Source organism: Paenibacillus taichungensis, assembly GCF_013359905.1.
Classification (GTDB): Bacteria; Bacillota; Bacilli; order Paenibacillales; family Paenibacillaceae; genus Paenibacillus; species Paenibacillus taichungensis.
This window is the reverse complement of record NZ_JABMCC010000118.1, coordinates 530,437-552,591: the sequence shown is the minus strand read 5'-3', so window position 1 is coordinate 552,591 and position 22,155 is coordinate 530,437. Positions and strand designations below refer to the sequence as shown.

The following is a 22,155-nucleotide window of genomic DNA, read 5'->3' as shown; positions in this document are numbered from 1 at the left end:
ACGTGTCTCCTACAGTAGCTTTAAGTGTAGACAACCATAAGCTGACCAAAGAGATTTTTAGAGAATGGAGTCGAGAAAATTACGGTAGACCAGTTGGGGCTAAGATCGAATGGACTAAGATGTCTCCACAACAAATTCAAAAACTTTCTGAAGATATGTTTAATGCTTCTAAAACTCCCGATTCTGCACGTAGAGAATATTACAGAACGTTGAATCAATTTTTGTACAATTTACCTTCGTCGGGGGTAACGAGTAGGACTCAGAAAATGGAATTTTCAAATCAAATAAGGGATCTAATTTATAGGTGAAAATACAATCACAAAGGAGAAGAATAAATGAAAATAAAAACTATTGTTAAACAAATTGAACAATTCGATGATTGTATGATTTCTCCTCCTATAGGTTTACCTAGACTCAGTGAGAACCATATACTTCCTGAAGATGTGAAAGAGTTTTATCAAATATGTGGAGGGATAAAACTGTTTGAAGGGAAAGATTTTGGAGTTGATATTGTTTCTCCAGAAAAATTTGTTTTGGCAAACCCGGTCATAGTTAATGAGTTGTGCGAATATGATATTTCTTCTAATTGGTACATTATAGCTGATGATCGTAATGGAGATTTTCTTACAATGGATCTTCATAAAGATAGATTAGGGAGATGCTACGATAGTCACTGGGATACACATGCTGTTGCAGGAAGTTGTGCGATCATTTCTAATAGCTTTACAGAATTACTAAATAATCTTGTTGAAACGAAGGGGCAAGGGACTACATGGTTTTGGGATGAAGATGATTTTGAACCATTAGGAGACGCATATGATAATCTAACGAATGAATAGAGTTGTAACGTGGTACGGTTTATAATTATCACTTGTATTGTTTGTCTGCTTTAGATTTTTATATAGGAAGAGATAGTTAATATATCTTCCGTTCAGAAAGTACATTGAGTCGATACTTGATTGTAGTATGAAGCGCAAAATGTGCTCGAAATTTTAATTGCTCAAGCAATCACTTTATTATATCGAAGGTCTATTCCTATTAGGAATAGGCCTGTTTTATAATCTGTGGTTCAGAATTGAACTCAATTCGGTGATGCTGTAGACAGACGAATAACCTACACTTATGATGCATTCAACCGTACCATTCGAGTCGAGCAAACAGATGGCGGTGTTGTACAGCATGGTTACGACCGGGAAGGTTTGCGAAGCAGACTGGATACGAACGGAAGTGTAAGCTACTCCGTGCATGACGGCTGGCATGTCGTCAATGAGTTGGATGAAACGGAGCGAGTGCAGGCATCTTATGTACGCGGTCATGAATGGCTAACACAACTGGACGATCAGGGCGATGGGGCTAATATCCACAGTGATGTGACCCACCTGACGGGCCAACAGGGCCAGATTCTAAACGCGCATACGTATGATGCCTTCGGCAACATGCAGTCTACAAGAGAGGAACGAAGCAAGCCGTTTCTAATATACGGGAGAAATGCAAGAAGGCAAGTTAGTTTTTGTCTCCAAAAATTCTATATTACGGAGTGCCAACATTTTAATAAAGAATACACGAAGTTCTATGTTGTGATGACTTAATATAATTAAGATTATGAAAATAGCTGAACAATATAAAACAGGAAACCGATGAATAATTTAGAAGGTTATTCAGAAACTTCGATGACAAATAACGATTACATATAGCATCATAGAGAAATGACAGGGAGTGAGCGAATGGAATTTGAGTTTCATATTACAGTGAATGATTTAACGTTTGAAGAGAAGGAAAGCTTTATTGAACTGTGTCAGGTGGAGCAAGTTAAACCGGTTATGATCGTGCTGGATCAGGGGGAATACATCCATCAGCCGATGATTACAGGCTTAATACATAGTACTGATTTTGATGAAGTGAACAGCATCATTAAACAGATGGTCATAAGGTTCCAAGATAACGACTTTACAGTTGTACGAACAAAGGTAGAGGTTCCAGCGAAGGAAGAGAAGTATTTTCATCAACGAATGGTTGCGCATTCCATCCCGTATTTTGAATGGCATGGCAAAGTACAAGTGGATGATGTAGAAAGATTAAAGGAGCTATGTGAAGGCGATGGTGGGCATATTTCAAGGAACTCGCTGAATGCGAATGGGAAAATTAGATTTGTTACGGTCAGAGAATATAATAGTTCTGAAAAATTCTACAGAAGAGTAGAGAAGATACATAATATCTTACAGCAGAACAAGATCGAACTGTTAAAACAGCAATATGAACTCTGCATCTACGACAGCCGGGAAGAACTGGATCGTGGATGGATCTAACCGAATGTTGAGTACGATGAGATGAATAGAGGAGGAGAACAGGTGTCTGGAAAAAATGTACAATTACATAGTTTGAATGAGGATGAGAGATTCATTGTTGTATTAGAAGCTCTATTGAAGCGCGCTTCTCTGGTGAATAGTCCATTTGTATTAAAAGGAAGTTTGCTAACAAGACAGTATTTGGAGAATCCCAATATTCGTTACGTAGACGACATCGACTTTTTGTATGTAGGTCGAATTGAGACTGAGGACCAAGCCAATGAAATATTTACAGACTGGATGATCCGGGTGACGGAGATGGACCTGAATGACGGTATCGTATTTCGAAGCTTTAGTGAGAATGCCTTCTGGCGCAGAATAGACTACGCGATGGCGGATGATTTCCCAACGGTGAACACGGAGCTTGCCTTTTATATTGATAGTGAACCAAGGAGCGAAAATGAGTATGAAGATGAGGATGAGCTGCATCTTGATATATCCTTTAACCTCGAATTGAATGAGAAGTCTATCGCTCTATCGTACCAACCTATGGTTGGAGAAGCTTTTGTCGTTCCTCACACCGTGCCACTCTCCATTCAAATCGCTTGGAAGCTGCATCAAACGATAGTGAGGCCCCGATTCAAAGACTTGTATGATTTGCAGCATCTGTTGTCTAACCCGTCATACGATCAACAGGCTCTGCAGGAGACACTACAGACCCTGGTCAACGAGTGCAATATAGACCCAGCAATTACAAGAGAGGATATGAAAAAGGTACTGGTTAACGAACTGCATGATGTGTATTCGAGGTTAAACTACGATTACGACCTGCAATATTATGCAGGAAGTCGCAGTCCTGAAGTTTACTTTATGGAGTTTGTTTCGGAGCTCCGCAAAACGATGAATCACGCCGGGATTAATAGTTACGCTTATGATCATTTACCAAGTTGTACTACGCACAAATAGAGCTTCTCATATACAAGTAAGTTGAATCATTGTTTGTCTAACCGTAGATGAATTTGAAAGGAACACCCTATCTCCGATACAATGTTCTCATAGAGTCTGAGAGAATGGATCCAATATGGCTCAGAAATGGAGAATTACAATATGACTGATTTTATCAACGCTGACGATATTAACGACGTGATTTTGGCTGCGGCGGCTTCAGAGTTGGAGCAGATGGTGGGCAAAATATGTGAACTGATCGGTACGCCTTTGGAACAGACAACGGAACTGGAGCGTCAGGTGATAGCTGCTTTTGGATTTGGCGCGGTATATGGCATCACTCATCGGGATCAGCTGGCGGAGCCACAGGCTCATGCACTGAGCATCCGTATGCTGATTAAACCTTTTAACTATAGTGAGCAGCAGGCTGTAGATTTTGCCGATGATCTGATCCGGGTGGCTTCCGATCGGGAAGTTCATCCGGTGATGAACACGATTATTCATCGTGGCATCGATGGACACCGCCAGTTTAATCAGGAAGATGATGAGGGACTCGCCCGCAACATTCAGGAGATTTTAGCGGCGGTAAAACCGGAGAGAACCTGAAGAAGCAGAGCGATCACCCTTTCATGTAGTGGTACAGACAATATATGTCTATTGAATTGTTAACTTAATTGGGAGATGATCGCAATGGATCTGATGAAGTTAAGTAAAGAGCTCTCGTACGCCTTGCGTCACGCCCCTTGGGAGTATGAGCTGGAGCTGGACGAAGAGGGCTGGGTGGAGATTCCGCAATTGCTGGTGGCTTTACATGAAAGTCCACAGTGGAAAGACGTCACGGAAGCGGATCTGGAGCAGATGATTCAAGCTTCTGAGAAAAAGAGACATGAAATCTGTTCTGGCCGCATCCGGGCATTATATGGTCATTCGACTCCGCAAAAGATATCCAAAACACCTGCCGATCCACCGGAGATACTCTATCATGGCACCCCACTGCGGTCGGTTGCTTCCATTGTGGAGCAAGGTTTGCAGCCTCGTCAGAGGCAGTATGTTCATCTATCTGCAGATATGGATACCGCCAATCAGGTGGGACGAAGACGTGATGACGAGCCGGTAATATTGAAAATTAATGCCGCTCAAGCGGCCAAGGACGGAATTCTTTTCTATCATGGCAACGAAAATATTTGGCTGGCCGATCACATTCCGGTACGATATATCGAGCAATGATCGATGTAACGTTGATGGAGATTACCGATATCTAAATCGAATTCAAGTCACAATTAAACTAGTTTAGTATAAAGAGTACGTTCAACTGCTATATCTTTTTATAGATCGCTGTTACACCAAAAGGGACACATCCAACATTCGCTGGTGTGTCCCTTTATGATTCGAACTCTATTATCTTCTGCTTAAACTTACTTGCCCAAAATCGCTTTAACACCCTCACTCAATGGTTGAGCCGGACGGCCAAGTAATGTCTCCAGTGTATCACTCTCTACAGCCAGCGCGCCTTCACGGATGGCACTTTGCATATCAACGAGCATAGAGACTACAAAGTCAGGTAGACCTGCACCCTTCATGATGTCCGCATACGCAGCATCATCTACGTTTTGCACGTTGATGTCCTGTCCAAGTACTTCCCCAACGATGGCTGCTAACTCAGCTTGAGTACGAAGTTTACCAGACAACTCATATACTGAATTCTCATGTCCCTCACCTGTCAGTACTGCAGCGGCAGCATGCGCATAGTCACTGCGAGTAGCCCAGCCGACTTGGCTGGCGTTAGTTGCATGCACCCAAGGTGCGCCCTGGGTAGCTGCTTGAACGCTGCCTGCTTCATTTTCCAGGTACCAGTTGTTGCGCAGGAAGGAATAAGCAATGCCGGATTCGCGGATAGCCTGTTCTGTGGCACGATGTACTTCAGCCAGTGAAAGGGTGTTTTTCTCCGCATTCACAACGCTGGTATAAGCGATGAATCCAACGCCTGCTTTCTTGGCAGCGTGCACGGCAGCTTGATGTTGGCGAATACGGGTTTCATTGTCACCGTCTGTGGAGATCAGCAGCAGCCGATCCACGCCTGCAAATGCTTTTTCCAGCGTTTCCGGTTGATCGAAATCACCTTGACGAACGTCAACACCTTGAGCACGCAATGCTTCCGCTTTCTCCGGGTTGCGTACACTTACAGCCAAATCCCCAGCAGATACCGTTTGTAACAGAGCCTCTACGACCAGTGAACCCAAATGACCTGTTGCTCCAGTAACTAAAATTTTCATTGTATTTTCCTCCTATAAGGTATATTTTGTGTCGACACAAAAGTGAAATGTTAACTACATGAATAGATGTAATCGTATATGTTATAACAGGTGTGATTACAACGAAAGGTTTAAAAAAAGCTCGTAATGAGCTTTTTTATTCAGAGACATGAACCTGATCCATCATCTGTTGTATCGTTACACGTTTCAAACGCTGCTCCATAGCTAGCTGAGCCTCAATAAGTTCGGCGCGCAAGGTTTGTTCGATCATGCTGCCAACCGGACAATTAGGGTTCGGATGCTTGTGGAAGTTAAACAACTCGCCATCCTCCACAACCTCAAGCGCACGATATATATCCAAAAGGGTAATATCGGCGGGGTCCTTCAACAAAGAAGCACCGCCGACACCAGGTCTGACCTCAATCAGGCCGGCCTGTTTCAGCTTGGACATAATGCGCCGAATAATGACGGGATTGGTATTTACGCTTTTGGCGATAAAATCTCCCGTGCACTCATTGGGCACAACAGCGACCAGGGACAGCGTATGAACCGCAATGGAAAAGCGACTGCTGATTTGTTTCATGCATGATCACCACCGTTGTAACTATAATAGTTACAAATAAACGTGATGTCAATTATAAATTTCGAATTAGCTAAGTGCATTGAGTCCTCTGTTCTCATTTCGGATACATCTCAACCCTTAACCGCCCCGGAAGTCAGACCACCCACAATATATTTTTGCCCAATCAGGAACACAATCAACACAGGTAGGGAAGTAAGCACGATATCCGCACTGACCAGATTCCACTGAGCACTGAATTGTCCGAAGAAGTTATAGACAGCAAGCGTCATTGGCCACATCTCCACCGTGTTCAGCATATAGAGTGGAGCAGTAAACTCATTCCAGACACTCAGAAAATTAAGAACAAATACCGTAACCAGTACAGAGGTTAACAAAGGCACAATAATCCTGAGAAACAGCTTGATCCCGTTGCATCCGTCCATGATCGCTGCTTCATCCAGTTCTTTTGGAATATTGGATACAAACGCATATGTGATGAATAGCGAGATCGGAATACCCATCGCGGTATAGAGCAGAATCATGCCCACATGTGAATTAATCATGCCCAGCGACTTCATGACCTCCATTAATGGAATGTAGTTTAAGGGCAGCGTAATGCCCAGAATAAGAAAGAAATATAGGAACTTGCTTAACTTCGAATAATTACGTGATAACGTGAAGGCTGAGAACGCCACAACAAACACCAGCAGCAGGGAAGAAGCCGTTGAATGCAGCAAACTGTTGAAAAAGGAACCACCCAGGTGTCCCTGCTCATAGACGATTTTATAATTTTCAAAGATGAACTTCTCGGGCAGGGTCAGTTTGAGCACTTTGGCTTCGGCATCGGACTTGAATGAATTCAGCACAATGACGACAAAAGGAATCAGGACCACCAGGCTAAGAAGCCAAGCGAGTACATTTAACCCGATGGAAACCAGCTGTTTTTTCACACGCATCTAGTATTCCACCTTTCGGTTCATCAAGCGGATGATGAAGAAGGAGATGACAGCCATAATGACAAAGAGAATCGTGGATAATGCACTGCCGAGCCCCCAATAGCCTTTAGCAAAAGAGGAATACACCGCTGTGTTAATCACATCTGTAGCGTTGCCTGGTCCGCCATTGGTCAGTACATATACCGCATCAAATACCCGCAGCCCATACGTAATATTGAGTACCGTGGCGATGGTAATCGTCGGCATCAGCATTGGAATCGTGATTCGAAACAGCTTCTGCCAGAAGCCGGCACCGTCAATCGATGCCGCTTCATAATAATCGCGAGGAATGGCAAGCAGTCCAGCAATGAACAGCACCATAATGTACCCCATGCCTTTCCACGTATCCACCGCCATAATGGATGGCATTGCCCAAGTAAGGGAGCCCAGCCAGTTCTGGGCCAGAAAGTCCAGCCCCAGCGAACGCAGCGTCACGTTAACGAAGCCGTTGTTGGGGTCGAGCAGGCTTTTGAAGACCAGGCCAACAATCAGGAACGAAAGTACTTGGGGTGAAAATATGATCATGCGATGCAGATTGGCGGCCTTCACACCGCTGACGAGCAATAGAGCTAGAAATAGGCCCAGAACCGTCTTGGCGATCGCAGTGATCAGGGTGAAAAGGACTGTATTTTTAATAAAAAGTAAATACGTTGGATCACCCGCCAGAATGGTTCGGAAATGCTCCAGACCAATAAAGTTTTTCTCCGAACTGTAGCTGTTCCAATCAGTGAAGGAATAATAGATGCCCAGCAGGGCGGGAGCGACGATGAACAGCAGATACAGCACAATCGCTCCGGATGAGAAATACCAGGGATAGATCTTGTTCACATTCATAACCTGTTACACCTGTCCTTCCTGCCAAAATGCATGAGTGCATGGTGCCTCACCTCGCTGCATGTAATGGTGGTCAGCCACATGCCTCATGTGTTCATCCAGAATATGCGCTGTTATTACCAGGCCTCATCCTTCAGCACTTTGGCTTGTTCAGCCCGGCGTTTATCAATATTTTGCAGAATCTGATCCGGGGTCATCGCTCCGGCGAACATGCCGGAAAGATCCTTGCCGATATCCATCCATTGCGGATCAATGTACTTCACAGCGGCCTGCATGACCGTGCCTTTCTCATGATTTTTCTCGTAGTCGATATAGTCCTGTGTCAGCTTCGGTTCAATTTCAGGCCAGCAGATGGTCAGGTTGCCTTCACCCTCATCGAATACACGCTGCAGATGATCATGCTCCGTAATCCACCGGAAAAACTTCAGTACCTCTTCCGGGTGCTTGCTGTTTTTGTTGCCAAACATGGCTGCTGAACCGCCCGGATTCACACCAATCGTCTGATTATCGCCCCATGGCATCACGAAAAATCCCATATTGTCCTTCATGTCCGGATAGGCCTCAGACACTTCCTTTTCGGTGCCTGGGACTCGGAGCAGCATCGCTGCCTTCTCCTGACCAAAGGATTCAATGCCAGCCTCGACCGTGTTGGACAGAAAATCCTTGCCGAAGTAACCAAGATCCGCAAATTCCTTTAATTGTTCAATGACCGTCTTGAGCTGCGTCAAATCTGCCACTTTCATCTCATTGTTGTTCAGCTTCTCGTACGTTCCCGGCGTAGCTTGCTCATAGTTTGGACCGGTTTCGAATAAAGGCAGTACCTGATACCATCCGCTGGCAGGTGCCTGATAGAACGGAATGATGTCCTTGTCCTTGATCTTCTGACTGATTGCCTTAAACTCGGCGTAGGACGTTGGCGGCTGGATGCCGAGTTCTTCAAAAATGCGTTTGTTATAGTACACATACCATATTTTCGTTGGTGCAAAAGAAACCCCATACACCTTCTCTTTATAGCTAACCGTTGGTAAAATCTCTTCGGACATGCGTCCTGTAAATTCCTCATTGGTCAGATCGATTGCATTTTCCTCAGGTCTTACGTTGGCAGGCATGCTAAGTGGGTCTACATCGACATTAAAAATATCAGGAGCTTCGCCGGAGGCGAGCTTCACCTTAATCAGGTCACGCCACTGGGCATCAGGGACCACCTGAAAGTCAATTTTCACACCCGTTTCCTGCTCATATTCTTTAGCCATCGTTTGCATGATACCCGTACGTGGAATGCCGCTCTGACTTGTTCCGAACGTTAGCGTTACCTTCCCTGAACCTTCGGAACTTTCACCGGAGTTGCACCCGGCAAGAAGCAGGCTAGACAGCAACAGCGCACCTACAAGGGATAACAGAAATCGTTTTCTCATCAATGAACCTCCCATGGAATAAAGAATAATAGCTCTTGCCGAAACGCTTCATGTAAGCGTATTCTTATGTGGATAACTTTACGCTGAACGAAGAATGCGCTCAATAGACAAAAGCGTCTTGTTGGGTGGACATTTTCGAGTAAGTTGCAAGACATCATCCGATAACGAGGTGTGAGATGGTTAAGTACCGATTCAGAACGCTTCAGCAAAGCCTGTTTGCCTACTACTCTGGGGTATTTATTGTTTTTTCATTGATTGTGGCCAGCCTCTTGTATGTTTTTCTTGCCAATGACATTCGTAGTCGAAGTGCCGAACAGCAGAAACAGTTGGGGAATTCGATGGTGGGCAATCTGGATCAGGAAATCGTCAAAATGAATAATTTCTCCATGAACATCGTATATTCCAATCTGGTCAAGGAGCACTTCAGTCACTATTTATCTCCAGCGGAGGACAATGAACAGACGCTCACAAGTGACCCGGCGTTTTACAAGGATACAACAACGCTGATTGATGTCATTCTGGCGATCATTAGCAGCTCCAATACAGCCAAACAAGCTAATATCTATGATGTGAACGGTAAAATGCTGGGTGCCGGTGCGTTCAATGGCCAGCTGTCCGTAGATCTAACCCAAAGACCGTGGTACGAAGAAACGTGGGCGCGCAATGGCTGGCGTGTCATAAGTTTACTGGATGGTGGGGCATTACCGATGCCAACAGGGCAGGGGGAGTCAGGCAAACCATATCTTTCCCTTACCCGGGTGTATAAGGATGGGAATTATGTCTCGCAAGGTGTAGTCGAAATCTTGCAGGATGCTGGAACCGTGTTCCAGCATTTGAACGATGTGCAAGCGGGGAAAGAAGATTTGAGCGTCTATGTATTGAATGAACGTAATGAGCTTTTATATCCTTTTTTGTCCAATGAACATCCGTTAACAGCAATCCATTCCGACGTTGTTAACTTGATTCGTAACGACCACTATCCACCAGAAACGATGCAAGAAGTGGTAGATCCCAATGGAAATTCGAAGCAAATGATGACCTACACGACCTCGCAGGAGACCGGATGGACGGTTATCGTGATGCAGTCGAAACAATCCCTGTTTGCGAATCTGAATCGCATGGCTTTTCTGTTTATGGGGGCAACATTAGCTACCTTGATTCTTATTCTGCTCCTCTCATACCTGATCTCCAAACGTGTTACTTTACCGCTCCATCGTTTGCAGCGCATTATTCAGAAAACTGGCCTCCACGATCTGACCACGGGTCAGGACTCTGGCCAGTTGTTCAAGTTGGAAGTTCCGGGTTCCATCCGTGAGATGGATGAGTTGAATGATACGTTTATTCAATTGAATCAACAGCTTGTGCAATCCTTCCAAGACATGCTGGCGATCAAATCTCAGGAAACGGATGCCAGATTGCTGGCGTTGCAGTCCCAGATGAACCCTCATTTTCTGTATAACAACATCACGAACATCAGCATCATGGCGGAAGAGGGCATGAATGAACAGATCGTTGCGTTCTGTGGTCACATTGCATCCATGCTGCGTTACATCTCGGCTCCGAACAAAAGCGGTGTTCCATTGGAAAAAGAAATCGACTACTGTGAGCGATATTTGAAGTGTATGAAAATTCGGTTCGAAGATGATCTGCTTTATGAATTCCATGTTCCGGACTTGATGAAAAATCTTCAGGTCCCCATGCTGCTCATTCAGCCTTTACTGGAAAATGTCATGAAATATGGACTGCGTGATACTCCACCCTGGAAGCTGCATATCATTGGAGAGCTGGACACTTTGCAGGAGACCTGGCTAATGACAGTGGAAGATAACGGACCTGGCATGGAACCCGAGGCGCTTACGCTCATCCAGCAGTACATACAACAATCACAGGAATGGGAGCGTATGCCTGAACTTGAGATCAACGGGATGGGATTGAAAAACATCTGGATCAGACTCAAATTATGGTATGGTTCCGCGGCACATATGCATATTTCAAATAAACCTTCTGGCGGCGTCAGCATTACGATTGGCGGTTCCATTCGAAAGGAGCAAAGTTAAAACGCATGGTGATGACATATAGAACCATTATTGTGGAAGATGAGGCGTTAATTCGCCGCAATGTGTCCCGGAAATTCAGCGAGCTGGGCACACGGTTTGAGGTTATCGGTGAAGCTAGAAATGGACAGGAAGCATTGGAATTGATTGAACATACCGTGCCTGATCTGGTCGTTACCGATATTCAGATGCCCGTCATGAATGGACTGGAACTGGCGAAACATCTGTATTTTGCCTATCCGCATGTCAAGATCGTGATCTTGAGCGGCCACCATGAGTTTGAGTTTGCACGTCAGGCGATCAGTTACAAGGTAGAGGATTATCTGCTTAAGCCCCTCACGGAAGAACAGCTTCGATCGCTGCTGGATGCAATGGAATTAAAACTTGGCAAGGCAGGGGATTCGCTGGCACATGTCACTGCAATGCTGGATGAACAGGTGAAGCCGGAGGATATTGCAGAGGCCATCAAGTTGTATCTGAAACAGAACTATATGCATGAGATTACGTTGCAGGATATGGCAGGACAGATGCATTTTAGTGTGGATTACCTGGGGAAGTGTTTCAAAAAGGTGACGGGTGAAACCCCGCTCAAATACATGACAGGGCTTCGAATCAACGAAGCAAAACGCATGCTCGCGGCCTTTGAAGATATGGATATCAAGACAGTAGGTAAAGCGGTGGGATATAGTGATTCCCATTATTTTAGCCGTATTTTCAAAAACAAGACGGGACTGTATCCCAGCGAGTATCGCCAAAGGTTACAATAACGAAAAAAAGCCCTGTCCATGGCTCTTGAAGAACCACGATGACTGGAGCTGATTATTGTGACAAAGCATCTTCCGTAATTTGGCGGATATCAAATGGGGAGCGGTTGCCTTCCTCAATGATGTCAGGGAGAATATGTTCGAGGAAATAGTGTACACAGTGGAGGTCAATATTTTTGATTTTGATCAGGGCATATCGGTACATCACGATAAATTCCTTTTCTGTATTGCCACGCTGCAGTTCAGCAAACGCTTCGTACACCTGATCCATTTTGTCGGCTACTTCCAGAATAAGTCCTTCGACAGAATTGTCTTTGCCTTCACGCAGCTGCCTACGGAAAATCGGCTGGAACTCTTCAGGAATATTTTCGTTAATAAAATGCTCAACCATGCCTTCTTCTACCTGCTGTAGCATCGAACGAAGCTCCAGTGAATAATGTTTAACCGGCGTTTTGATATCACCGATGAAAATTTCGCCATAATCATGACTGCTGGTGATTTCGTATAGTTTCTTCCAATCGATGGCGACCCCATGCTGTTCCTCAATATCGGCAAGTGTTTTGGCATACTGGACGACTTTCCAGGAGTGGGCGGATACGCTGTGTTCCTCGAACTTGAATTTTCCCGGGGTACGAATAATGCGTTCGAGATCGTTGAGTGATCTAAAGTACGTATGAATTCCCATGTGTGCAATCATCCTTTTTTAGTTAAGTATGCACTAATTATAACTTGATTATGTCAACTACGGATTAACCCTGATACAGTCGAAGGTAAAGTAGAAGTCGAATCGCTAAATAGCAAAAAACCATCATGTCCTCCCGAATGTAGAATGAGAGAACCTGATGGCTTTTGTTGAAAAGAAGGCAATTGGGCTAGCCTTTCTTCCTCACGGGCGAAACAAACCAGTACGCCATACCTACAAACAGCGCACCGCCGATAATATTACCGAGCGTGACCGGAATCATGTTATGCATCCAGCCTGCTAGAGTAATTGTATCCGGGTGGTTTGGCAACAACCAGGACAAGGAGAGCAAAGTCATATTGGCGACGCTGTGTTCATATCCACTCGCAATAAAGGCGTACAGACACCACCAGATGAGGACGAGTTTGGCAATATCTTCTTTTGAACGGGCCGCCATCCAGATCGCCAGACAGACCAGCCAGTTACAGAGAATGCCACGGAAGAAAAGTTCACTAACGGGAGCAGCCATCTTTTTGGCAGAAACGACAAAAAGCAGATGTTCCGGAGTCGCCGTCTTGAAGAGACCGCTGCCCACAATAAGCAGACTGAGCAGAACGGCACCGATCAGATTGCCAAGGAAGACGAGTCCCCAGTTTTTGAGAGTATCCCGAATAGTAGTCCGACCAGCTAGTGTGCTCATTGTAAAGAACATATTGTTACCAGTAAACAGCTCCGATCCAGCAAAGATGACGAGTGTGAGGGCAAGTCCAAAAGACATGCCCATCAGCATCATCTGCAGTGGGGACTGGGCAGCAAGCAGTGGGGCACCGATACTGAATATCAGAATGATGCCAAGGCCTACATATGCGCCAGCCATCAAAGCGGCAACCATGTAACGTGGCAGGCTTTTGTTCATTTGATCTCGTTTTTTAACCGCTGCTTCAATAATTCCTTCAACATTTGATGTATACATGACGATTTCCCCCATTATGGTGCATCTGTCGTTGACAGTGAAAATCTTATATTGCTATAAAGCGACCCAGACTTGCCCGTTCTCGACCTTCACGGGATACATCTGCACTTGTCCCTGATCGGGGGCCTGCACAAGACCTGTGTTTAGGTCGATTTTCCAATCATACAGTGGATCGTACAGATAGTACCCTGAGACAATCCCTTCCGCCAGAGGTCCACCCTTGGGATGAGGATTTCTATTTTCTGCAGCAAAGATGGTGCCATCTGAGGTGCGAAATACAGCTAGTTCATGGTCTTTGATCTCAACCACTCTACCTATCTGCGGCAGAAATTCTTCGATCTCTCCGGCAGGATAGTAGATGGCCGATTGCTGTGTTGTCATATGAACATCTCCTTCATTATCACATTTACGTTACAGGGTCAATATATATCATAATGGCAGAGACAGAGGACTACGGTCGAGCAGAAACTTCTATGCCATGGAAAAGTTTGTTCTGGCCTTCCTCGTTACGCAGTGCTTTTTTCCAAGGATCTTCCACTTGCTCAAGAGCGAATTCGATTCGTTCCATAAGCGCCTTACGCTCTTTCACGTCTTCGACAACAACGGCTCGAATCTGCTCCAGACCCATACGTTCCACCCATTCGGATGTTCGCTCCAGGTAGTTGGCTGTCTCCCGATAATGCTGCATGATTGCTCCGCAAAGCTCAACTAGTTCTTCATCGGTCTTCACCTTGCACAGAGAGTCAGCCAATCTGGCCTTGATGCCGCCATTGCCTCCAATAAATATTTCCCAGCCGCCGTCATTGCCCACGATTCCGATATCTTTTGTACACGACTCTGCACAGTTACGAGGGCAACCGTTTACGGCATATTTGAACTTGGCAGGTAGATCGAGACGTTCGAACTTGCGTTCTAGCAGAGCACCCATCGCCATGGAATCCTGCGTGCCGAAGCGGCAAAATTGTGAGCCGACACATGTTTTGACCGTACGCAGTGATTTGGCGTAAGCATAGCCTGAAGGCATATCCAATTCAGCCCAGACTTTGGGCAGATCTTCTTTTTTGACTCCTATCAGGTCCAGCCGCTGACCTCCAGTCACTTTGACGGCTTTTACATCGTATTTGACCGAAATGTCGGCAATGCGTTTCAAGTCTTCCGGCGTTGTGACGCCGCCATACATGCGCGGTACCACCGTATACGTGCCGTCTTTTTGAATATTGGCATTCATACGTTCGTTGACAAAACGGGATTCCTTTTCATCCACATGAGTATCTGGTGCAATCATACCAAGGTAATAGTTAATGGCCGGGCGGCATTTGGAACACCCTTCGGGTTGATTCCAACCCAGAACATGCATGACCTCTTTGGTCGTTTGCAATCCTTTTTGTCTAATCTCCGCTACGATCTCATCCCGGTTGAGGGAGGTACAGCCGCAGATCCCCTGTTTGGCACCCGCTGTAAAGTTGTCTCCAAGCACATATTGCAAAATCTGTTCAACAACCGGTTTACAGCCGCCGCAGGAGCGGGTTGCACCCGTACAGGCTTTGATTTCGTCTACGCTGGTCAATCCCTCATTCGTAATGGCATCGACAATGGTTCCTTTGGTTACTCCGTTACATCCACAGACAATTTCGTCTTCTGCCATGGTTTCCACGGATGTGGCTTTTTTATGCCCACCGCAGCCTGTACCCATCAGTGAAGCATACAGTTCATCTGTCATCTCAGCCTGTTGTTTAATCAATTTCTGTAATTCGGCAGAATCCGTAATATCACCAAAGAGTACAGCGCCAACCATGATATTATCCCGAAGCAGAATTTTTTTGTAGGTGCGTTTCCAGTCGTCTTTATGTGAAATGATCGTATGTTCGGGACTGTCGATAAATTCACCGGTCGAAAAGACGTCTACGCCCGAAATTTTCAATTTCGTGGATACCACAGAACCTTCATAGGGAGCTGTATCAACACCGCATATATGTTTGGCCAGAATCATGCCCTGTTCAAACAGTGGGGCAACGAGGCCGTAGCATACACCGCGATGTTCGGTGCATTCTCCGACAGAATACACGTTATTTAGTGACGTCTGCATATAGTCATCCACTACAATGCCTCGGTTAACTTCCAGGCCACTTTCTCGGGCTACACCCGTATTGGGTTTGATGCCTACTGCCATGACAACAAAATCAGTGTTCAGCACGGAATCGTCTGCAAAACGAATACCTTCTACCCGTTCTCCACCGAGAAGCTCTGCGGTTTGTGCGCCCATCTTGAACCGGATGCCCTGTCGCTCAAGTTCGGTTTTTAACATCGCAGATGCCTGAGGGTCAAGCTGGCGTTCCATCAGATCCTGCATCAGATGCACGACTGTAACTTCCATGCCGAGCTGGACCAAGCCTTTGGCAGCTTCGAGGCCGAGAAGACCTCCTCCAATGACAGCCGCTTTTTTATATTGTTTCGCTGCTTCCAGCATGACGTTACAATCCGCTATATCCCTGAACCCAACGACCCCTTGTTTGTCATGACCCGGTACAGGAAGAATGAAAGAGCTGGAGCCGGTTGCGATGATGACTTTATCGTAAGGGAAACGTAAGCCTTCCGCAGTTACGACTTCACGTGTTTCTGACTCAATGCGTGTTATGGTTGTACCCGTATGGAGGGTGATACCGTAATCTTCATACCAATGCAGATCATTAAGCACAATATCATCAATTGTTTTGCTGCCTTCCAGCACATAGGACAGCATTATCCGATTGTAATTGGGATAGGGCTCTGTGCCAAAGACGGTAATGTCGAACCGGGAACTCAATTTCAAAATTTGTTCAACTGTACTTATGCCTGCCATACCATTACCGATGATAACCAGTTTTTCTTTATTTCCGTTCATGGTTGTATGCCTCCTTTATTGGATACTTTACGTTACCAGCATTTTTAGTGGATTATATTTAAATCATACCGTTCAATGTTGACATTATATGTGATTAATTTCACTAATAATGATAGAAGCTTCATAATGAAACAGGCTTATTCAGAATATCTACAGTAAAGGTGCGCAGGAGTATTCGATGGAGAAAGATTATAATTGAAATGAGAAATGCGAACTATTGTTCTTATATAGTTTTCGTTGTAAAATCTGGAGTGGACGGTTTATGTTCCCTATTTCTTCGAAAGGAAGTTTTTGCACCATGATGGGAAGATCCCACCTGATTATCGGGACCACTGTATCCCTCTCTGTTCTGCAGTTGGCCGGTATGCCTGTGACTGCACCGGCGGTTACCGTGGCTCTGATCGGTTCGTTGCTGCCAGACATTGATGAGCCGAATTCGCTATTGGTATCCAAAGCATTGCCGAACAGCCTCATTAGGCTATTACAGACAATCCTGCTGCCTGTCGCTGTATTTGTGTACTTCTATGTTCAGGCGAAACCATGGAATCTGCTGCTCGCCATTTTGATTGCGATGGTATCATTCCTGCCGTCGCGTTCCCTGCGCAAAGTGTTGATGTTTGCAATCGGATTGGGACTTGTATTTTATGGGCATGCATTCGCACCATGGAATCTAATTGCTGGCAGTCTGTTAATGCTCTGTACCACGTTAACCCACAGGGGATTGACACACACATTATATGGAACCGCCGTATGGACTGGGTTGCTCTACAGTACAACTCATTTGCAGGGGCCAGAGATCTGGGTAGCCGGAGGTACAGCCTATGTCATGCATCTATTGGCAGATTCGTTGACGAATCGCGGCATTCGTCCATTGCCACCACTCAAGTGGCGTATAAGGATTAATCTCATGAGTACGGGCACGAAGCAAGGGGCCGTTGTGGAAAATGTGTGCATTGTGCTGGCTTTTATTGTGGCCTGGATTGCATTCTCTCCTTTATTTCTGTGATATCTCAAAAATACCAGTCCTGCAATAGGACTGGTATTTCTTTGGTTCATATCCATCGCTGTATTCAATCTGGAGATGGTCAGATCATGTGGTTGTGGGTGTACTCGACAAACCTTCAATATCTGTTGAACCAAATACAAACAACATTACAAGGATAACTACAATTATCAGTTCGGCGAAGCCAATTCCGTCAAAGTCAGACATCATCCCAACCTCATTTCATCCTATCTAGGAATTTATCCTTTGTTGAAAAGCCCGAATAACATCATCCAGTGTCACGTCGCCCATTTCGTCTAGAAATTGGACTAGCTTATCGGCGTTAGACGGCGAAATATTTTTAAGTGTTTTGTACTGACCAACTAATTCAACAACGAGTGTGGCTTCTCGAAACAACGTTACGGCATCAACTCTTAATTTCCCACTTACGAGCAAGGCAGCAACGATAATCTCCAGATTTTTTCCTTTTAGGCTACCGTTGAGAAGGGTATTTGCAGCATTTGTTTTTTTGGAACCCTTATTCGATTTTCCATTCCTTCTCATTGCCATAATAGGTCCCCCACTACTTGATGTTTAGTTCTTCTACCGTTGTTATATCGTATGAATCTTTTCTATATATGTTCTAGCTATTAAACTAGTTGCAGCAAAAAAAGAGACGTCCTGCTGAAGCAGAACATCTCTTGAGGTTTTAATCTAAAAGAGGGAAGCCATGAAGCTTATGTAATTCAAGATCCTCCCCTGAATCGATCCTTACGCGTTTCCGATAATTGTGTTTAGTGTTGTCTGATCCAGACCCTTCACCAGTTTCACGAGCAATTCTTTTGCTGCATCATAGTCATCCGTATGAATAATGGAAGAAGAAGTATGAATGTAGCGGGCGCAGATGCCAATTACCGTGGAAGGCACACCGATACCGCTCAAATGTACCGCTCCGGCATCCGTACCGCCAGGAGAGATGAAATATTGCATTTTAATTTGATTGGATGATGCTGTGTCCTGAACATATTCAACAATACCGCGATGGGTGAACATGCCCGGATCGAAGATACGCAGTAAAGCACCTTGTCCAATATGTCCAAATGATTGTTTGTCTCCTGTCATATCATTCGCGGCACTGCAGTCCAGTGCGAAGAAAATATCCGGCTCAATCAGATTGGCAGCCGTGCGTGCACCGCGTAGCCCCAATTCTTCTTGGACTGTTGCACCGCAATAGAGAGTGTTTGGTAATTTTTCTTTATGCAATGCTTCAATCAGCTCAAGTGCAAGGCCTACACCGTAACGGTTATCCCATGCTTTTGCCATAATTTTCTTCGGATTAGCCATCGGTGTGAACTCACAGATCGGCACAATCTGCATGCCTGGGTGAATGCCCCAAGACTCTGCTTCTGCACGGTTATCAGCACCGATATCCAAGTACATATGGTTAAGATCTACCGGTTTATTGCGCTGGGATTCATCGAGAAGATGAGTAGGTGTCGAACCGACAACCCCTGTAATCCGGCGATCCGGAGTGATGAGTTCCAGACGTTGGGACAATACAGCCTGACTCCACCATCCACCGAGGGGGCGGAATTTGATCATGCCTGTTTCCGTAATGCCTGTGGTCATGAAGCCAACTTCGTCGAAGTGACCTGCAACCATGACTTTGGGTCCAGACGCTTCTCCTCGCAATACACCAAAAAGGCTACCCAGGCGATCCTGGACAAATTCATCCGTATAAGGAGACATTTGTTCTTTCATCCATCCACGAAGCTCGCGTTCAAATCCTGAAACGGAAGGGAATTCCGTTAATGTCCGAAACATTTCCAACGTTTTTTGATTCATGTGTCGACAACTCCTCTGCTTGTATGTAGATCAGGTCTCAGCAGAACGGCTGCCGGACTGTTGTCCTTCAAAAGAGAAGAACGTTTATTTAACCACTGGTCACACTACAGTATGAACCTTGCGCAAGTAATTGTCCATGGTTATGTCACGTATCTCAGGCATAAATACTTGCTCGTTTGATGATTCATCGGGTCATGAAATCCGCACCAAACACAGTCGACAAGCAGCAACATTGAATAAGCATAGAGTGAGGAACCATTTTGCTTAACCTTTTTCCATGAGGGTATTTAATATGCTAATAATTTCACTTGCCTGACAACAGGAAGGAGCTGGGACAATAGATGGAGCCACCCGATGAAGGCAATGAAACCATGCTTTGTATCGTCCTCTTTATTTTGCTCGTAATCATTCTGCTTTATTTATAACTTTCTCCAGACCTCTGATCCGGTGCTGAGCGACTCATCTGATTCAGCTGCTTTATCGTGCTGGAAACAAATGCTGTCTTTCGCCGGATACATAACTTTCCCAACCTTAACAAACAATGAATACAGGATTACACACAGTACATGCAGTCACATCTGTTGACTCATTTTCATTACAAGGGAGGTTCTGTATCTTGCCAGCTCAAACTAAGGGTAGTAGTAAAAAATCATCATCATCCCTGTCCATCAGTGAACAGGAATATAAAAAAGTCGCCAAAAAACATGAGCCTGCCCGTCCAATCTGGGCGAACTGTATTAAGGCATTCCTCGTTGGCGGATTGATTTGCGTCATTGGACAGGCTATCCAGGAAGCGTTTATGGCGGGGTTTGACATGACATCAAAGGAAGCTGCAAGTCCAACCGTTGCGGTCATGATCCTCATTTCAGTCATCCTGACCTGTCTCGGTGTCTACGATAAAATGGCGCAATGGGCGGGTGCAGGGACGGCTGTACCTGTCACGGGATTTGCCAACTCGATGTGCTCTGCAGCACTGGAGCATCGTGCCGAGGGACTGGTGCTTGGAGTTGGTGCCAACATGTTTAAACTTGCAGGCTCGGTCATTGTGTTTGGTGTTGTTGCTGCCTTTATCGTGGGAATCGTATACGCCATTCTCGGTTTTGGAGGTGGACATTTATGAAACGCTTGGGCCAACAAACCTGGCAATTTGAGAACCGTCCACGGATTATTGGCAAATCGGCAGTTGTTGGGCCAGATGAAGGCCAAGGGCCTTTAGTATCTGATTTCGATTATGTATATGACAATTTGGAGATTGGGGAGAAGACTTGGGAAAAGGCAGAACGCAAGCTTCTCGAACAGGCTTCTCAAATGGCATTAATCAATGCGAATATCACGAAGGAAGAGCTGCAGTTCTTTGTTGGCGGGGATCTGATGAACCAGATTATCAGTAGTTCCTTTTCGGCCCGTAAGCTGGGTGTACCTTATCTGGGGGTATTTGGTGCTTGTTCAACTTCTATGGAAACGTTGGCTTTAGCCTCACTCATTGTGGATTCGGGTGCAGGTGATTATGTACTGGCAGGTACGGTGAGTCACAACTGTACGGTGGAAAAGCAATTTCGCTATCCGACAGAGTACGGTTCACAGAAGCCGCCATATGCGCAGTATACGGTCACGGGCTCTGGCTGTGGTGTAGTCTCACGTACTGGTGAAGGCCCGGTAGTTACCAAAGCGACAATTGGCCGAATTATGGATATGGGCATCAAAGATCCCTTTAACATGGGAGCTGCGATGGCTCCAGCGGCAGCAGATACCATTGTTTCGCATTTCCGGGATACAGGTTTGGAACCGGGTTATTATGATCTGATCGTTACGGGTGATCTTGCTTCGGTTGGACTGCCCATCGTTAAAGAGCTTCTGCATAAAGAAGGTGTTCCAATGGAACAAACGGTCTTCAATGATTGTGGCCTGATGATATATAACCTGGAAAAGCAGCCTCAGGTTGTGGCTGGAGGAAGCGGCTGCGGATGTTCAGCGACCGTAACTTACGGTCATATTTTGAACCGGATGCAAAAGGGTGAACTCAATAAGGTATTGGTGGTCGCTACCGGTGCATTGTTGTCTCCACTTTCATATCAGCAGGGCGAGAGCATTCCTTGTATTGCGCATGCCGTAGCCATAGAAAAGGAGGGATAAAGGATGCAGTTTTTATGGGCATTTATTGTTGGCGGATTGATATGTGTCGTGGGACAACTTCTAATGGATGGTGTCAAACTGACTCCAGCACATACGATGAGTACACTTGTTGTCGCTGGTGCGGTTGCGGATGCGTTTGGGCTGTATGATCCACTCGTCAAATTTGCAGGGGCAGGCGCTTCCATCCCCATTACCAGTTTTGGTAACTCCCTCGTGCACGGGGCATTGACGGAACTGGAGAAAGAGGGATGGATCGGTGTCATTACGGGGATATTCGATTTGACCGCGGCGGGTATTTCCTCAGCGATAATCTTTTCTTTTCTCGCGGCATTGGTGGTTCGGCCCAAAGGGTAATAGAGCATGGCAGAGCTAGCCATTATATATGGAATCAGCAGAGGCTTCGGATAACTTCTATCCGAGCCTCTTTTTGTCGTAATCATGCGATAACTGCGGTGAATCTGACGCCTGGAAACAAATTATGAGTTCCTTCGAGTGTACGCGCGCCCTTGGATCATGTACAATAAAAGGAAATCTATATGCCTTTTTAGGAGGT

At 45.5% G+C, this 22,155-nt stretch carries 24 protein-coding genes; 13 read left to right on the top strand and 11 right to left on the bottom strand.

Going from position 1 to position 22,155, the window contains the following annotated elements; genetic code table 11:
• Positions 1-2: 2 nt before the first annotated feature.
• The 7 genes from HP548_RS34150 (at position 3) to HP548_RS25715 (ending at position 4,457) form a co-directional block, all read left to right on the top strand.
• Positions 3-308 carry a hypothetical protein gene (locus HP548_RS34150; RefSeq protein WP_099859436.1) on the top strand — a complete coding sequence of 102 codons (306 nt, stop codon included), beginning with the start codon at positions 3-5 and terminating at the stop codon, positions 306-308.
• A 27-nt stretch (positions 309-335) separates the two neighbouring features.
• Entirely contained in the window at positions 336-839 is a 504-nt protein-coding gene (locus HP548_RS25740; RefSeq protein ID WP_099859437.1) for an SMI1/KNR4 family protein, read from the top strand.
• A gap of 360 nt (positions 840-1,199) precedes the next feature.
• Positions 1,200-1,589 (top strand): hypothetical protein, encoded by a 390-nt coding sequence (locus HP548_RS25735; protein WP_175383195.1) that lies wholly within the window; start codon positions 1,200-1,202, stop codon positions 1,587-1,589.
• A gap of 135 nt (positions 1,590-1,724) precedes the next feature.
• Entirely contained in the window at positions 1,725-2,306 is a 582-nt protein-coding gene (locus HP548_RS25730; RefSeq protein ID WP_099858423.1) for a hypothetical protein, read from the top strand.
• Positions 2,307-2,348: 42 nt separating this feature from the next.
• A complete protein-coding gene (locus HP548_RS25725; protein WP_343054930.1) occupies positions 2,349-3,251 on the top strand; it encodes a nucleotidyl transferase AbiEii/AbiGii toxin family protein in 903 nt (300 codons plus the stop codon).
• Between the two features lie 141 nt (positions 3,252-3,392).
• A complete protein-coding gene (imm48, locus tag HP548_RS25720) occupies positions 3,393-3,836 on the top strand; it encodes an Imm48 family immunity protein (RefSeq protein WP_099858424.1) in 444 nt (147 codons plus the stop codon).
• An 84-nt stretch (positions 3,837-3,920) separates the two neighbouring features.
• Positions 3,921-4,457 (top strand): RNA 2'-phosphotransferase, encoded by a 537-nt coding sequence (locus HP548_RS25715; protein ID WP_099858425.1) that lies wholly within the window; start codon positions 3,921-3,923, stop codon positions 4,455-4,457.
• 188 nt (positions 4,458-4,645) lie between these two features.
• On the opposite strand, the gene HP548_RS25710 is transcribed toward HP548_RS25715, so the two are convergent.
• The 5 genes from HP548_RS25710 to HP548_RS25690 form a co-directional block, all read right to left on the bottom strand.
• Complete coding sequence (locus tag HP548_RS25710) at positions 4,646-5,503, bottom strand: SDR family oxidoreductase (RefSeq protein WP_175383193.1); 858 nt, start codon at positions 5,501-5,503, stop codon at positions 4,646-4,648.
• Positions 5,504-5,639: 136 nt separating this feature from the next.
• Positions 5,640-6,065, bottom strand: a complete 426-nt coding sequence (locus HP548_RS25705; RefSeq protein WP_063567255.1) for an Rrf2 family transcriptional regulator — start codon at positions 6,063-6,065, stop codon at positions 5,640-5,642.
• 110 nt (positions 6,066-6,175) lie between these two features.
• The gene (locus HP548_RS25700) at positions 6,176-7,000 is read right to left on the bottom strand and encodes a carbohydrate ABC transporter permease (RefSeq protein WP_175383192.1); all 825 of its coding nucleotides are present in this window, start codon (positions 6,998-7,000) and stop codon (positions 6,176-6,178) included.
• Complete coding sequence (locus tag HP548_RS25695; RefSeq protein WP_175383191.1) at positions 7,001-7,873, bottom strand: carbohydrate ABC transporter permease; 873 nt, start codon at positions 7,871-7,873, stop codon at positions 7,001-7,003.
• A gap of 116 nt (positions 7,874-7,989) precedes the next feature.
• The gene (locus HP548_RS25690; protein ID WP_175383190.1) at positions 7,990-9,288 is read right to left on the bottom strand and encodes an ABC transporter substrate-binding protein; all 1,299 of its coding nucleotides are present in this window, start codon (positions 9,286-9,288) and stop codon (positions 7,990-7,992) included.
• 176 nt (positions 9,289-9,464) lie between these two features.
• Between HP548_RS25690 and HP548_RS25685 the strand changes: the two genes are divergently transcribed.
• Positions 9,465-11,345: a cache domain-containing sensor histidine kinase gene (locus tag HP548_RS25685; protein ID WP_175383189.1), complete on the top strand. Its 1,881-nt coding sequence runs from the start codon at positions 9,465-9,467 to the stop codon at positions 11,343-11,345.
• A gap of 11 nt (positions 11,346-11,356) precedes the next feature.
• A complete protein-coding gene (locus tag HP548_RS25680) occupies positions 11,357-12,109 on the top strand; it encodes a response regulator transcription factor (RefSeq protein WP_246318208.1) in 753 nt (250 codons plus the stop codon).
• A gap of 52 nt (positions 12,110-12,161) precedes the next feature.
• On the opposite strand, the gene HP548_RS25675 is transcribed toward HP548_RS25680, so the two are convergent.
• From HP548_RS25675 to nirB, 4 genes are all read right to left on the bottom strand, one after another.
• Positions 12,162-12,791, bottom strand: coding sequence for a YfbR-like 5'-deoxynucleotidase (locus tag HP548_RS25675; protein ID WP_064636321.1), 630 nt, complete (start codon positions 12,789-12,791; stop codon positions 12,162-12,164).
• A gap of 187 nt (positions 12,792-12,978) precedes the next feature.
• Entirely contained in the window at positions 12,979-13,761 is a 783-nt protein-coding gene (locus HP548_RS25670; RefSeq protein WP_175383187.1) for a formate/nitrite transporter family protein, read from the bottom strand.
• Positions 13,762-13,815: 54 nt separating this feature from the next.
• Positions 13,816-14,142 (bottom strand): nitrite reductase small subunit NirD, encoded by a 327-nt coding sequence (nirD, locus tag HP548_RS25665; RefSeq protein WP_076288043.1) that lies wholly within the window; start codon positions 14,140-14,142, stop codon positions 13,816-13,818.
• Positions 14,143-14,212: 70 nt separating this feature from the next.
• The gene (gene nirB, locus HP548_RS25660) at positions 14,213-16,642 is read right to left on the bottom strand and encodes a nitrite reductase large subunit NirB (protein WP_175383186.1); all 2,430 of its coding nucleotides are present in this window, start codon (positions 16,640-16,642) and stop codon (positions 14,213-14,215) included.
• A 298-nt stretch (positions 16,643-16,940) separates the two neighbouring features.
• Here nirB and HP548_RS25655 point away from each other — a divergent pair, with 298 nt between their 5' ends.
• Positions 16,941-17,648: a metal-dependent hydrolase gene (locus HP548_RS25655; protein ID WP_175383185.1), complete on the top strand. Its 708-nt coding sequence runs from the start codon at positions 16,941-16,943 to the stop codon at positions 17,646-17,648.
• A gap of 228 nt (positions 17,649-17,876) precedes the next feature.
• On the opposite strand, the gene HP548_RS25650 is transcribed toward HP548_RS25655, so the two are convergent.
• Together HP548_RS25650 and HP548_RS25645 are read right to left on the bottom strand one after the other, a co-directional pair.
• On the bottom strand, positions 17,877-18,194 hold the full coding sequence (locus HP548_RS25650) for a hypothetical protein (protein ID WP_076288046.1): 318 nt from the start codon (positions 18,192-18,194) through the stop codon (positions 17,877-17,879).
• 201 nt (positions 18,195-18,395) lie between these two features.
• The gene (locus tag HP548_RS25645; protein WP_099858432.1) at positions 18,396-19,469 is read right to left on the bottom strand and encodes a M42 family metallopeptidase; all 1,074 of its coding nucleotides are present in this window, start codon (positions 19,467-19,469) and stop codon (positions 18,396-18,398) included.
• A 616-nt stretch (positions 19,470-20,085) separates the two neighbouring features.
• Between HP548_RS25645 and spoVAC the strand changes: the two genes are divergently transcribed.
• From spoVAC to spoVAE, 3 genes are read left to right on the top strand one after another with little or no spacing between them, the layout of a single operon-like run.
• On the top strand, positions 20,086-20,589 hold the full coding sequence (spoVAC, locus tag HP548_RS25640; RefSeq protein WP_076288048.1) for a stage V sporulation protein AC: 504 nt from the start codon (positions 20,086-20,088) through the stop codon (positions 20,587-20,589).
• The gene (gene spoVAD, locus HP548_RS25635) at positions 20,586-21,602 is read left to right on the top strand and encodes a stage V sporulation protein AD (RefSeq protein ID WP_076288049.1); all 1,017 of its coding nucleotides are present in this window, start codon (positions 20,586-20,588) and stop codon (positions 21,600-21,602) included. Before spoVAC ends, spoVAD begins: the two co-directional genes overlap by 4 nt.
• A gap of 3 nt (positions 21,603-21,605) precedes the next feature.
• Positions 21,606-21,956, top strand: coding sequence for a stage V sporulation protein AE (gene spoVAE, locus HP548_RS25630; RefSeq protein ID WP_053781314.1), 351 nt, complete (start codon positions 21,606-21,608; stop codon positions 21,954-21,956).
• Positions 21,957-22,155 lie beyond the last annotated feature (199 nt).